19 protein-coding genes are annotated in these 13,146 nt (G+C 43.2%); 3 read left to right on the top strand and 16 right to left on the bottom strand.

Annotated elements, in window-relative coordinates; all coding sequences use genetic code 11:
* The first annotated feature begins 721 nt into the window (after nucleotides 1–721).
* Both H6G96_RS38435 and H6G96_RS38430 read left to right on the top strand, forming a co-directional pair.
* On the top strand, nucleotides 722–1,537 hold the full coding sequence (locus H6G96_RS38435; protein WP_190919619.1) for an SDR family oxidoreductase: 816 nt from the start codon (nucleotides 722–724) through the stop codon (nucleotides 1,535–1,537).
* A 149-nt stretch (nucleotides 1,538–1,686) separates the two neighbouring features.
* Nucleotides 1,687–1,854 (top strand): hypothetical protein, encoded by a 168-nt coding sequence (locus H6G96_RS38430; RefSeq protein ID WP_190919617.1) that lies wholly within the window; start codon nucleotides 1,687–1,689, stop codon nucleotides 1,852–1,854.
* Here the strand turns inward: H6G96_RS38430 and H6G96_RS38425 are convergent, their stop codons facing one another.
* From H6G96_RS38425 to H6G96_RS38380, 10 genes are all read right to left on the bottom strand, one after another.
* Nucleotides 1,855–3,276, bottom strand: coding sequence for a DNA cytosine methyltransferase (locus tag H6G96_RS38425; RefSeq protein WP_190919614.1), 1,422 nt, complete (start codon nucleotides 3,274–3,276; stop codon nucleotides 1,855–1,857).
* Nucleotides 3,273–3,665 carry an ASCH domain-containing protein gene (locus H6G96_RS38420; protein WP_190919612.1) on the bottom strand — a complete coding sequence of 131 codons (393 nt, stop codon included), beginning with the start codon at nucleotides 3,663–3,665 and terminating at the stop codon, nucleotides 3,273–3,275. Before H6G96_RS38420 ends, H6G96_RS38425 begins: the two co-directional genes overlap by 4 nt.
* 328 nt (nucleotides 3,666–3,993) lie before the next feature.
* Nucleotides 3,994–4,800 (bottom strand): DUF4351 domain-containing protein, encoded by an 807-nt coding sequence (locus H6G96_RS38415; RefSeq protein WP_190919610.1) that lies wholly within the window; start codon nucleotides 4,798–4,800, stop codon nucleotides 3,994–3,996.
* A 17-nt stretch (nucleotides 4,801–4,817) separates the two neighbouring features.
* A complete protein-coding gene (locus H6G96_RS38410; protein ID WP_199339868.1) occupies nucleotides 4,818–5,213 on the bottom strand; it encodes a DUF3775 domain-containing protein in 396 nt (131 codons plus the stop codon).
* Nucleotides 5,214–5,344: 131 nt separating this feature from the next.
* A complete protein-coding gene (locus H6G96_RS42735) occupies nucleotides 5,345–5,842 on the bottom strand; it encodes a DnaB-like helicase C-terminal domain-containing protein (protein ID WP_277933089.1) in 498 nt (165 codons plus the stop codon).
* 4 nt (nucleotides 5,843–5,846) lie between these two features.
* Complete coding sequence (locus tag H6G96_RS42730; RefSeq protein WP_190919606.1) at nucleotides 5,847–6,737, bottom strand: DnaB-like helicase N-terminal domain-containing protein; 891 nt, start codon at nucleotides 6,735–6,737, stop codon at nucleotides 5,847–5,849.
* 83 nt (nucleotides 6,738–6,820) lie between these two features.
* Nucleotides 6,821–7,690, bottom strand: a complete 870-nt coding sequence (locus H6G96_RS42040) for a helix-turn-helix domain-containing protein (protein WP_242063612.1) — start codon at nucleotides 7,688–7,690, stop codon at nucleotides 6,821–6,823.
* 64 nt (nucleotides 7,691–7,754) lie between these two features.
* Entirely contained in the window at nucleotides 7,755–8,675 is a 921-nt protein-coding gene (locus tag H6G96_RS38390) for a phage Gp37/Gp68 family protein (RefSeq protein WP_190919605.1), read from the bottom strand.
* Between the two features lie 32 nt (nucleotides 8,676–8,707).
* Nucleotides 8,708–9,394, bottom strand: a complete 687-nt coding sequence (locus H6G96_RS38385) for a hypothetical protein (protein ID WP_190919603.1) — start codon at nucleotides 9,392–9,394, stop codon at nucleotides 8,708–8,710.
* The gene (locus tag H6G96_RS38380) at nucleotides 9,391–9,537 is read right to left on the bottom strand and encodes a hypothetical protein (protein WP_242063611.1); all 147 of its coding nucleotides are present in this window, start codon (nucleotides 9,535–9,537) and stop codon (nucleotides 9,391–9,393) included. Before H6G96_RS38380 ends, H6G96_RS38385 begins: the two co-directional genes overlap by 4 nt.
* A gap of 13 nt (nucleotides 9,538–9,550) precedes the next feature.
* Between H6G96_RS38380 and H6G96_RS42725 the strand changes: the two genes are divergently transcribed.
* On the top strand, nucleotides 9,551–9,682 hold the full coding sequence (locus H6G96_RS42725) for a hypothetical protein (protein ID WP_277933088.1): 132 nt from the start codon (nucleotides 9,551–9,553) through the stop codon (nucleotides 9,680–9,682).
* Here H6G96_RS42725 and H6G96_RS38375 read toward each other — a convergent pair.
* From H6G96_RS38375 to H6G96_RS42035, 6 genes are all read right to left on the bottom strand, one after another.
* Nucleotides 9,666–10,328 (bottom strand): hypothetical protein, encoded by a 663-nt coding sequence (locus H6G96_RS38375; RefSeq protein ID WP_190919600.1) that lies wholly within the window; start codon nucleotides 10,326–10,328, stop codon nucleotides 9,666–9,668. The two genes, H6G96_RS42725 and H6G96_RS38375, sit on opposite strands and share 17 nt — an antisense overlap.
* A 146-nt stretch (nucleotides 10,329–10,474) precedes the next feature.
* Nucleotides 10,475–11,362: a hypothetical protein gene (locus tag H6G96_RS38370; protein WP_190919598.1), complete on the bottom strand. Its 888-nt coding sequence runs from the start codon at nucleotides 11,360–11,362 to the stop codon at nucleotides 10,475–10,477.
* Nucleotides 11,363–11,405: 43 nt separating this feature from the next.
* Nucleotides 11,406–11,864 (bottom strand): DUF1392 domain-containing protein, encoded by a 459-nt coding sequence (locus H6G96_RS38365; RefSeq protein ID WP_190919596.1) that lies wholly within the window; start codon nucleotides 11,862–11,864, stop codon nucleotides 11,406–11,408.
* 25 nt (nucleotides 11,865–11,889) lie between these two features.
* Nucleotides 11,890–12,090 (bottom strand): hypothetical protein, encoded by a 201-nt coding sequence (locus tag H6G96_RS38360; protein WP_190919594.1) that lies wholly within the window; start codon nucleotides 12,088–12,090, stop codon nucleotides 11,890–11,892.
* Entirely contained in the window at nucleotides 12,083–12,409 is a 327-nt protein-coding gene (locus tag H6G96_RS38355; protein ID WP_190916064.1) for a hypothetical protein, read from the bottom strand. Before H6G96_RS38355 ends, H6G96_RS38360 begins: the two co-directional genes overlap by 8 nt.
* A 111-nt stretch (nucleotides 12,410–12,520) precedes the next feature.
* A complete protein-coding gene (locus tag H6G96_RS42035) occupies nucleotides 12,521–13,000 on the bottom strand; it encodes a hypothetical protein (RefSeq protein ID WP_242063610.1) in 480 nt (159 codons plus the stop codon).
* Between the last annotated feature and the right edge of the window lie 146 nt (nucleotides 13,001–13,146).

Genomic DNA, 13,146 nt, shown 5'->3' with positions numbered 1-13,146 from the left:
TGTCATTGATGGAGTTCAAAGAAGAGGTGAAAAGAGAAGCTACAGTACACAACGTGTAAAATTTGACTCTCATTCTTCTGCTTAATTTTTTGTTACATACTTATAAAATTTCACCACGACTTACTTAGCTTAAAAATGCTCTGGATAATCCGAATTGGTAGGCCATCACCGTGAAACCGAAACTCGACCAACTCACCGAGTCAAAACACAGGTTTTTATTTAGTGCTCGGTTGTAAGTTACCTGTGCCAATAAGTTCACTTTCTAAAACAGTAATATTGTCATAAAGAGTGAAGATTTCGTATTTCCAACCGTGTTGTGACCATTCGACTTTATACAGCAATAACCGAAGGCTTTGGCAGACTTAACATAGACTTGCTTTAACAGACTGAACAGTAAACACTTGAGGACTTTTCAAACATCCTCTTAAAGCGCAGGGCATTAGTAGAAACTATGAAACATGGTAATAAGGAACACTTTTTTTTCAACCAGTGATTCTTAAATGCGTACAGCGTTTGTTTATATCCCAAAACTAGTTTAAAACTCCCATATTTAATTTTTTTGCAAGCGCTGCTCTGGACTCCTTGCTCAGGGCAGTTTTTCATTGTGCAGGTGGACTCCCTTGAGCCAAGCACCCGTTGGCAGCATCTGTAAAGAAAAAAGCAAATTGACTGGTAATATAAAGCTCTACAATAGGCAATTTTTTGACTGGAAACATTGATTATGAGCTTTGCTAATAAAACCATTGTTCTCACAGGTGCATCAGCAGGAATTGGGCGAAAGCTGGCAATCTCGTTAGCCCAACAAGATGCAAATTTAGTCTTAGCGGCTCGTAATCAAGAAGAATTAGAACAGACACTGACTGCTTGTACAAATCATACACAAAAGGTGATTGCAGTACCTACAGACGTAACTCATGCCGTTGCTTGCCAGCAGTTGATAGAGAGAGCGATTGCCGTGTTTGGGCAGATTGATATTTTGATCAACAATGCCGGAATCGGAATGTTGACGTGCTTTGATGAAGTGACAGATTTGTCCATTTTTGAGGGGGTAATGCAGGTTAATTATTTAGGTGCAGTCTATTGTACTCATTATGCCCTACCCTATCTAAAAGCCAGTCGAGGACTATTAGTGGCGATTTCTTCAATTTGTGGCAAAACAGGTGTACCGACTCGTACAGGTTACGTTGCCAGTAAACACGCCATGCAAGGCTTCTTTGATACATTACGCATAGAATTGCACTCAACAGGAGTAGATGTATTGGTTGTTTCACCAGGGTTTGTCGCCACAGATATTCGGCAACGAGCGTTGGGAGCAGACGGGAAACCATTAGGCAAAAGTCCGCGTGATGAAACGCAAGGCAATATGTCAGTAGATGAGTGTGTGCATCAAATTATCTGGGCGATGGAGCGGCGTAAAAGAGAACACGTCATGACGTTGAAAGGTAAAATACTCCCTTGGGCAAAGCTAATTATGCCAGGATTGGTTGATCGTATAACTGCTGCGAACGTTCGCAAGCCAACTGCTACCCAGAAGTAACAATAACTTTAGAAACTGCGTTGAGAGTATATGATTTTCTGTAATTTTTAGTTATGATAATCTCCTCGATCAGCAGCCATCATAGAAAATCAAACTACTCTTCTTATTGAGCGACAGTTCATAATATTCTATAAAGATGATTAAGAAAAATGATTAAGCCTAAAAATGTGTATCGCGGACACTCAATGGAAAAAGTTGGTCACGGTAAAAGAGCGGTATTTAGAACAACTATCAACGAAAAAGAATGGTCTGCCGTGACTGAATTAGAGGTAAAAACAGCAATTGATGCTTGGATTGATCAAGGAGTAGAGCCTTAGCTATTTTACATAGCTATAACTTTGTGCCGACATGAATAATTGGCTTGCAAAACTGGGAGGCACGGAATAGCCAATAATTGACCCCGCCGTTGCTGCCTCGTTGGGAAATTCGTACCAATCAGGAAACCCTTGTAAAATTGCAGCTGCTTGAATCGATAAAGATTTGACCGTACCATCCGGCAACCAGATATCAGCGAACTTACTACGGTTGCAACCTTTGTGATCTGTGAAATGCGATCGCAGAATGGTGTTACAGGGCAAGTGTGCAGGTTTATACTTGGACTCTGTACGTCCCCCAACTCTCTCTAGTAGCAATGGCGTTGGTTCGTTAGTTGCCAGAAATTGTTCTACCGCTTGCCGTTGTTTGGGGAGTAATTGGGAATCGGTCATGCTGGGGATTAGATGAGCGATCGCCTCATACCAACCGCAAGGTGTAGTTCCCGAAGGTAAAGCAACGCGACAACCTCTACTGGCAATCAGAACTAACCGCCGCCGCGCCTGGGGCAGTCCAAAATCAGCCATGTTGACGACGCTGTAATCGACCGAGTACCCTTCTTGCTCCAAAGCATTCAGGATGATACTGAAACTCTGACTGTTCTGATAACGCGGAACATTTTCGAGAGTAAACACCCGTGGCTGCAACTGTCGGATGGCTTCTGCCACAGCCAATGCAGCCGTCAGATCATCGGTAGTTTCCTCACCCTTACCCGCCTTAGCTGTGTGAGCTTGGCTGAAGTTGGCGCACACTGGGGAGGCATGGAGATAATCGGGGCGGCGGGGAAAACCGAGAAATCCTGACTGCGCTACTTCTTGGACTGTTAGCTGGATTATTCTACAGCCATACTCGCTAAAGTTGTGGTGATGGGTTTTGGCGATCGCTTTACTTAGTTCTGGTTTGCTTGGGTCAAACTCTACTGCGATAACTGGGCGAATGCCAGCCTGTAACATCCCAGCTTCAATCCCGCCGCCACCAGCGAACAGTACTACAGCGATCGGGGCATCATTTGGCAGGACTGGTTTTATTTTCGTGTTATCAAAATTTTTGCAGACATCTAATTTTGGTGATGTCTTTTTGGATTTCGCTTTTTTGATAAAAGCAATAATATCTTCCTTAGTTGCCCCCTGTTGTTGCAGTGTCCGAATCATGTGGACAGCGCCAGGGGGAATTGAGCCGATACTTTTGCCCTTCCAAACGCCGTTGTGTTTTTCCTTCCAATTAAACCCCCATCGCCAACAAAAGGGGTCATTTGGGTCACGTTCACCAATCATACGGGGATAAAAAACGTTTGAGCCATCAAGTAGCTTTTTAGTTTCGAGGTACGGATAGAGACATCCTTTACTATGAGGCTGTGGGGCTTTGAGGTCGTTCTCTAAGAATTTTTTGGGTGTCGCAGATAACTTAACTATTACTGTTTCAGTCATGCAGCCACCTCCATGACCAAATCATCGGGTACTTCAAAAATCCCCAGTTGGCCGATGTAAGGAATTGGTGTAACTTCTCGTGGATTCGCCAATTCCCAGTGGTACTGTTCAGCCATCCCCCAGCCAGACGCAACTTGTGAAAACTTGCAATCTACTATTGTGACAATACCGATGACTTGACCACGACGTAGAGATATTAGTTCTGGGATTACTACTCCCATGCTTTGACAAAATTCTTTCGCCTCAAAGTATTCTTTTTTGGTACAGGTTTTTGTGGCGTGAATCAGAATGTCGCCGCGATAATGAATGGGCCAGCCACGGTTTTCAATATTTTTTAGAGCATAAATTATCGCCCATGCCCAAGGCTGACGGACGGATAGCGCTTTCACGGGTTTTAAAACTCCAATGACTGAACATAAGCGTCTGATGCGGCAATTACCAGAGATATAGATGCAACTGTGCAACTGCCTAATAACTTCTTATTTATAGGTTTTGAAAGATCATTATTGATAGAACCTGAGAAAATAAAAGCTATTCATTTTTGTATAAAGTGGAAAGTATCATGCGCTGATTTCCACATTTATTTTGTTGTTATTTTTAGCAGTTACAAATTTACTCAAGTCTTTAGTTATCTGTAGAGTGTGGAATGATAAAGACAGAGAAATAGTAAACTGGGAAGCGGAGGTTTTGACCTGATTTCCTCCGCTTTTATCCTTATTATCCTAATTGGTCTAACCAAGCTACCAAATCTTCAACTGATGAAAAATCTAAAAATGCTTCTCCTAATACCTCTAATTGCTCCGTAGATAATTCTCGAACTCGTTCAATTATTGATATATCAATTTCTCCAAAACGGCGATTTAGCTGGCGATAGAAAAATTTGAATTCCCCTTTCTGCAAAATATCCTGATAAATAACAGATTCCTGCATAATATCCTCCCTTAAAAATTGACGAATTAAATCTTTTTCAAACCTTAAACCTGCAAATATCTCTGTACATCCAGCAATATTCTGTCTTTCATCCCTATCTGGAATTTTAGCGATATTTTGAGCTACTTGGGATAATAAAGTTGCTGGGGAATCAGTTCGAGTTAAAGGCGCAAGAGGCAATAGCGCTGGATTATCCAGAAACAAAGCTGAATCTTGTTCCCATAACCGTATAACTTGATAACGGTGACTTGTGAACTCATCTATGTATTCTTCAGTAAATGCAATAGGGTCACTACTTTGTTGCAAGAAGATCACGACTTGGGTTACTGGTGTGTTATATTGCCGTTTCAATCTCACGTAATAGTCTAATACCCGCAAAGGAATCGGTGGATTAGATTTGGGGAGAGTTTGAAACTCAATATGCAAAATCCGGCTACTTGTTTGCAAAAATGTGACATAATCTGCGCGGATTGGATCTATTGAAAGTTCAGTTTTAAGTACTGTAACTTCTGTAGTTTTATCTGGTAGCAACCACTTGGCAAACTCTGCTGGATACAATTCAGCTAAGTATTTGGCAGTATTATCGTAACTCAATTTCTTCCACCCTTATTTCAATGAAGATTTAGTTTTTCCAATCCCGAATGTAGGTATTTAGCTAACAAAGACTTTTCAACTAGATAATGTCTTTCGACTCCTTGAGCCTCTTTCACTAACTCAAGGAAATCCGATGGTTGTCTCCCAGAATCTCCACGACCAAGTACCATCAGTGCTATAGCTTCTGCTGTTTCCTCCGAAGAAAGATTATTTATATATTCAGACAATGTATTTATGGGAGTGTTTGATGTTTGGCGCTCAATCAAAAATTCGATTAGTTCCTTGGCTTGTGTATTGGAATCTGTTAATTTCATATCAGATACTGATTGGGGAGTTTTTGCACCATAAACTAATTTAGCAAGCTCAATGATTTTGTTTACTTTGTCAATGGTCAGGAAATTCATCTTCATCATAATCTTCTCCTCCTTTTGGATTTAGACTGAACCAACATTACTTTTTTAATTGTTATATCTTTTCCCTGATTCCATCGCTGGAATACTGCTTGCATGAACACTTACAATGCTCAGGTTAACTCCTGTTGTATTTAATAATTAGATTTAGCCAAATTTTTAAACTGTCCAAATCTTTCGTCAAACAAGAGATTAACAGTCGTCTCACTACTAAATCGACTTTTCAAAACTGAAACTTCAAAAATGCCTTTTTGAGTGGTCTGTTTGTCGTAGTAATCTTCTCGATACAAACCCAACATCACAGCAGCTTCTTGTTCAAATCCTCCCGATTCTCGAAAATCAGCTTTTGCCGGACGCTTTTCGGATCGGGAATCAACTTCTCTTTTTAACTGCGCTAAACCCAAGACAGCACAATTAAATTGTTTAGCGATCGCCCTGAGCTGTTTCAAGATGGAGTCAATTTCTTGTACACGATTTTCCCCACGTTCACGGCGCATTGGTTCAATCAACTGCACATAATCCACAATCACCAAACTGACTGACCCACAACGAGCTTGTATATCTTGCAAATCACCCTTGATTTGTGAGGTGGTGATTACAGGGTTGTCATTCAACCAAAATGGTAGCGCCATCGCGTCAGCACAAGCTTGAGCTAAAGGATTCCAGTGAGATTCCCGAAGTGCATTTGCGTTTAAAAAGCAGGTCAGCAGGAACATTGGGCGCTGCCAGCCTTGAAAGGGTCTTTTTGACCATTTGTGAGGCAGACATCTCTAAAGCGAAATAAGCGGTTGTTAAGCCGCTAGCAGCAGCCCGAATTCCAATATCCAATGCCCAGGTGGACTTGCCGATTCCGCCGCGACCTCCAACAACAGTCAAAGCACCGAAGGGCATCCCGCCAATGACCCCATCTAAATCATAGAATCCGGTGGGGACATTCACCTCAATTGCATCTTCACCGTTATTGGCCAATTCAATCTCGGCATAAACGTCAGGGATGATGTCAGCCATTAATTTCATCTGACAAGGCACAGTTAATTGGCGCAACTCTAAAAGCTTTTGTTGTCCCATTTCGATGACTGAAGTAGCACTCATTTCGGTCAAGGGTGCATCCATCGCTGTACGCGCCATTTGTAAAGCCGTTTGGATCACCGCTCTCAATTGTGCTTTTTCTCGAATTAACTCTGCCAAGGCATCGACGTTAACTGCTGACACGCAAGAGTTAAGCAAGGACACAAGTTTATTTCTCCCGCCAACATTATGCAACAAGCCATGAGATTCCAGCCAACTGGTAACAAACAATAAATCCGTTGGTTGCTGAGACTGGTGCAATCTGACTGCGGCTTGGTAAATGTTCTTGTGCGAACCAACGTAAAAATCTTCTGGTTGCAAAATCTTAATCACACGAGCGATCGCTTCGGGGTCAAACAAAATACCACCGAGTACTACTTCTTCAGCTTCTATCGCCTGGGGCGGTAAGTGGTTAGGCATTGAAACTACGTTATCTGGGGCAGAATCTGGTGAAAACATCGCTTTTTCTCCTGCTATGCTATTTTTGAAAATCGAATTCAAAAGTCAGAATTAACAAGAAATTTCTTGTTTGAAGCGATGATTCATCCCGCAGCTGCACAAGCTTCAATTCTGAATCCTGACTCCTTATTCCTGAATTCTGTCTTGGTAAATCTCCGCGCTTGTCTGATTTCGGGTAGTACTGCCCTCAACTCATTAGGGGCAGCATGAGCCGTTTGTATGGCTTTTTGTTGGGCAAGGCGTTGAGTTTCGGCACTCTGAGCTTGCTGGTAACGCTGCATTAGGTTCGTCCACCCACCCTTGGTTTTTTCCCAGGTGTTGATTACTGCGATCGCATGATCTATTTCCTGTCGTGCCGAGCGTTTCGACTTAGTGGCTAATTCAGCAGCCAGAAAATCAACGACTATCGGGTTGAAGTTCTGGTACAAGTTATTTAGCTTTCGCTCTCCATTGCGCCAAGGTAAAACCCAGCGATTCCACTTGATTGAGTCTCTAACAAGCAGGGGCACACAATCATCACTCATCGCAGTCGGGTCTGTTAGCCAGGCATCGATCAGTTCTTTCACGTTCTGGGCTGTCTTGTAGGGACAGGTTAGTTGCGGCTTATTCAATTGTTCGGATTTGTCGAACGACCCGCCCGCAATAGTTGATCCTCTTGAGGGGTTATCGGTTTGTTGCAAAGACTCGACCAATTCACTGACTGCTGCGATCGCTTTTTGCCTTAAAGTTTCAGTTGAGGAAGCAGGGAAAGAACCACGAAAACAGGCTTCACCGATAGATTTGTATGAAGGGAAGGCGTTATTATCACAACCGGCTCGACGGCACAGATGAGAGTAAACTCGAAATGCCTCCATTGTTAGTGGTAGATCATCCAGCTTGCTATCGATATAAATATGGCGTTTTCTTCCACCGTAGCTAGAGCCATCACTTTGCATTTTTTCTGTTAAACTCATATCTATAGACCTCAAATGGTTTGGTTTTCCCCGCACTGCCCTACAGGCGGGGGTTTTGCTTTATTCACGTATCAAAGGGAAACTGTCTAACTTGCACATGTTGGGGAAACTCTTCAATGTCTCCCCCTTTCTTGTTGCGGGTTTTAAATCGCTGTTGCCCAAATGTTGCATTCGCCCCCAATTGTTTGACGAATACTTTAGTGTTTGACTGTTGGCATTGTTGGACAATTGAATTAATCCATTCGATGTGACATGGTCTGGAATTTGGCCCAGATTCACCCCCTACAACAATCCATTGGATATCTTCATTTACTAATTCCCATTCGTAGGAATCACTGATTAATTTTTGAAATGCTCCTCCTTGCCTCAAATCAATTTCTTCAAGCAGTGGCTCACAAGATAAAAAACGAACAGAACAGGGAATTTGCAAGAGAATTGGAATGCGTTCGTTTGCCATCTGTTGATTCTCAGTGGAAGCTCCTAACCACACCTTTGGTAAGGGGAATGGTTGGTTAATAAAATATTGTTGGAGATTAATTAATCCTCCAAATTTCTCACTAACAGCGTCCCAAAGATTTTCCTTGGCTGCTTCATACCACTTGCTCCATAGTGATTGTTGACTAAAGTACTCCTTCATTCTTTCTGGTCGCTTAGTCAAGATTTGAAAAGTATGCTGAGGTGAAAGAGCAACAACAGCCATTACTTGATGAATCCATTCATTAGGGACATTGGCGTGAAACAAATCAGCCATTGAGCATACAAAAATTCTCTTCGGCTTTTTCCAACATAATGGTTTAATAAGTTGAGATTTGACAAATTCAACTGTGCCATCCCAAATACTAACAGCTTGATACTGGGGGAATTGTTGAAGTCGTGGAGATGCGGCTGCTGTAGCTGCATAACATTTTTGGCAACCTGGTGAAATTCGAGAGCATCCCACAATCGGATTAATTGTTTCATCTGCCCATTCAATGTTTGTTGACATAATTAAAAAAATTTTGGTAGTAGGTACTAATCTCACCAAAGTGCGATTTCATTCACAACGGATATTGCCGACTCTTTACTAATTGCCTTATCTGGTGTCTTATAAAAGCCAACAATTTGATTGGCTGGACGGATAATAATTCGTTGCTCTGTAGTGCGCTTGTCCCAAACAAAGCATGAAATGGTGATATTATCTGTCGCCCAGCGTTTACCTTTCTTGTCCTTGCGAAAACAAAAACGACGCAGAATCAGTACAAGTGACGGCGGATGCTGCTGCAAGAAATCAGCCCGATCATCACAAGGTTCGAGAAAGCTGGTAAGTAAAAAAGCAGCTACACCTACACGCGCTTTCTGGTAGGCATTCTTGATAATTGGTGCAGCAAACTCCGAATATGGTGGATTAGTGCAGATCCAATCGCAATCGGGAAACTTAGCCCATGACTCGGCTAATGTTGCATCCATTTGGTAATCAGCTGCTTTATGTGGATCAATATCGTTTGTCCACATTTGCTTGGTGTAGGGCCACACCGATAGTAGTGATGCGATCGCCCCATGTCCTACACACGGCTCACCAATCACACCAGACAATCTGACATGACGCAACAACTCAGTAGTAAACCACGATGGAGACTCGTAAAAGTTCAATGGATGCTTACCAACAGTTTCTCCTGTAGATTTAGGAGAGTATGGCTGTGGTGTCAGCAGTTGTGCAACGGTCATAAATACTCTCCCGCTTGTTTGACAACAAGAGCGCTGATTGATTCAAAATCCACTTGAAAAATGTTCATATCAGTCAGCATCTCGCCACTGTTATATCGGTCTACAATATGCTTGCTGCCTAATGCCTGATTCTGAAAGCCCATCGGGAATATTAATGTGAGCTTCACTAATAATTTTTTCGGTGACTCTGACAATGACTCTCATGTTGGTTATGCCAAATATGAAAAAGTGTTTAACGTGGTGATTGCTACTTGTTTAATAGCGATCGCTTCTATCTCCAAGGTGTAAAATTATTCCATTGAAACCAGCTTGAGCCAGAATCAGAGTATGCAGTAGTACGGTGGATTGCTTCAGGATTACCCCAGCAACAGCAAGCATTGATAGCGAACGTGGGCTTATCCTGGAATGTTCCATCTGGTAAAAGAATCTGGTAAACCTCATCCTCAGCCCAAAGTTCTAGCCATTCCCGGCTCATGTATTCGGCGTAAAACTGACTCCACCGAGATGAAAGCCAGCGCGATTCTGTCTCGCGGTCATAATGCCACAGCTTAAACACCATGTTCCAGTGCGCGAGGAAGCCAAACGCCACCGAGTTGGACTGCATCAATATCTCCTTATCCCCAGGAACGAGCATCAACTCCTCGCACAGCCGGGGAAGCTCTACAGTCATGCCGCCGTACTCAACGGTGTACCACTCGATTCCGCTAATGCCTTGGCTTATTTGTTCTGCCCAAATCGCTTGTCGTTTATCAGCCATATCTTGCGCTCTTTTTCGGAACATATCGAAACGCAATACTGTTTCTACTGGGGATAACTCGCTTTTCGCTACGTGTTGTTGTAGTGCCATGTCACAGGCTCCTTCCCAACCGATTGCATTGATTTGGTCGATCTGAGCGGCGATTACGGTGGCTCTTTCATCATGAAATCGTGTCATTAACCTATCCTTACCTGTTACTTATTTTCTGTTTAATGAACAGGCTTTACAATTGTTCATATAAATTAAGTAGATCCCACAAGTAATGGTTACGTAGCCAGTAGTAAGAAAGATGCAGGCAACTGAAGATTGAAGACTGATGGCTATTAAACCAATACCTGTTCTTTCTTGCTAACGAAAGCACCTGCCTGCCTTAGCGCTGTACTAGGGCTGGGATGAGCGAAGAACTCTTCTATAGCTTTGGTCAACCCAGCCGCAACAGCCGGCTCGTGACAAGCGTAGACATAGATGGGTTGTTGGACACCATTGACCAATCGCGTTTCTTGGCGATCGCCTAACTGTGGGTAAAACGTGCGAACCCATGTGCCAAGATGACCACGGTAGTGAGCGCCGCTCAGGGGGACTTTTTTACCCAGTTCAATCTCTGCAAAGTTGACTACGCCAAGCCAGCGTTCTTCCGAAGGGGTTAACAATTTTCTGTTGTGTTCAGCCAGAAGATTCCCAGCATAGTCTTTAAATTGCTGTTCCATGTACGGGTTGAGTCTGCCACCGGTTAACTCAGCTAAAGTTTTCATGGCCAGGACAAGAGTATGCAATCGTTGTTCAACTGGGGGGAGGGCTGGTGTAGTGGGTTGTTCTTGTGGTTGGGTGGCGGGTTTTGTCCAGCCCATAATGTCTTGCATCCAGGCGCGAACACCAATCCGGTTAAAAGCTTTGCATACAAGTCTGGCTTGCTGTTTGCAGTGCCGCCCAGCATCAAAAGCGTAATATTCAATAACGGCAGCAACACCTAGATCAGGTATTCCCTCATTCCAGGTTTCCAGTGCCGCAGGGCTAAAGCCTTGTTGTATAAGGCTTTTAGCTAATGCAGAGGGTTGCAGTGCCGCACTTAGTAACGCACGACGAAGCGAAGAATCTTGTACATCTGCCAGCCTTGCAGTTGCCCGAATACTAGCTTTACCTTGTCCATTAGAGTCAACAGTGATCTCTTGCTTTATCTGGTCGATGATTTCGGCGATTTCGATTTGTGACATAACTTTAGTTGGCTAATAATTTTTCGTTGTTGATTAGGGAGAATTAGACATTCACACGTACCAAACTTTTTTCACCAACCAGTGAGAAACGATTCGATATAGTTCGTGATTGAGTTAAGGTTGGCGACACCAATTCAACAAGGTAAAACCAAGAGTTATTCACCAGCCCAATCCCCAAAATCAGCCGTTGTTTTGTTCCCTTATCGTGAGAGCAAAGCATTACTCTTTCGCCCAGAACAAAGGCAGGTTTTTGCACTTTGATAGCTTCTAATTCTCCAATACCGATGATTTGCTTTTGTGTAGCGTGAAGTATTTCATTACGGCAGTCAATTGAATAAATCCAGCACTCATGCTTCCATTGCATACCGCAGCAGTAGCCAAATGTTCTGTTGGTTCGTAGATATACTCTCTCTAGTAAATTCACCTCAACGGGTGGAATTGTTCCACGCCAAGGTGGGGAAAGATACCAACTTGTTTGAAGTACGTTAATATTGTCAATCATGCTTTTCTCCCCTGGGATTAATAACCTAAAAATCCTTGGCAATCTCCAACAAAAAGCCGCGTCCCGTGTTCTGTACTTGCACCAGTTTTCTATCTAGTAGTGTTTGAATTACTGAATTTGAAACTTTGCATTGGAGAGAGTGTAGAGGAACACAACCACCACAAAGTTGAAGTAAACGCAGCAAATGATTGGCTCTATGGTCAAAGTTATCTGTAGAATTAGCCATTGTTTGCACCCTGAGTTAATACAGTTAACTGTCGGTTGAGAATGCTTATCTGTTGTTGATAAAAGTCAATCTCTGCGGTAATTTGCTGAAATAATTCTTCTGGCGTGAGAGGTTGGATTTGATCCTCTTTCAAGTACGATATCTCGTCAGAATTCTTGTTAGGCATCAGCACATAACGCCAACCATCATCAAATTGTTCAGCCAATTCTGTACCAGAGGGATAGTAATAAAGTCCCAAAATGATGCCCTGTTGTGTACGCTGTTCTAAGGGAAAGCGAGGGTAGCCCCAGTGTTGGGGAATGGATATTGTGGGTTGCATTGTTGTGATTAGTGAATCAAGGGATGGGTTAGGCAGAGGAGCAAAGGAGCAGGGGGCAATACCAATTCGCAATTCGCAGTTTAATTACGACTTGCGAATTGCGATTTGGAATTACGCTGTTACAGGCTCCCGTAACCGTTGCCAGTTTTGAGCGGTTAACTGCTCACAGTTAGCCACTTCTGCATTTAGCAACTGCTGTAATTCGTCAGTAGTTAGCTGTTGCAATGGGCGATGCTGCAAGTATTCAGGAGTGGGTTCAGTTGCAAATGAAGTATCTGCCATCGACAATGAGCGCACTGCATCATAGACCGAGTTAGAGTACTGCTGCTGTCCTGAATAACCCAGGATTACCCACCAGTTACCCTCAGTGCATCCGACTTGCCCCAGTTTCACGCCCTTGTTGTTGTAAATGCCATCATCGAGAATTTCAAACCCATAACTCTGGCACTCGTTGAAGATATGCGCCATGATTTGGTTTTCGGTCGAAGAGGAAAGCATGGGGGCAGAGGCGCAGAGGGGCAGAGGAGAAAGTTGTTGTAAGTTTTTCCCCTCTGCACCCCTGCTCCCCTGCACCTCTGCTTCTTCTTGCACAGGTAATGAGCCGTCTTTATAGTGAGTGGTGCGATTCGTTGATTAGTGAATCACGGTAATCAATCCGTAAATAACTAATCCAGCCCGACAGCAGATTACTGTCATTAAGGCTGAACTCTCGGTCAGATGCAAGTGAAAGCCTTGCC

The organism is Nostoc sp. FACHB-892 (assembly GCF_014698795.1).
Lineage (GTDB): Bacteria > Cyanobacteriota > Cyanobacteriia > Cyanobacteriales > Nostocaceae > Nostoc.
Note: the sequence above shows the minus strand (reverse complement) of the source record. Positions and strands in the feature narration are given on the sequence as shown.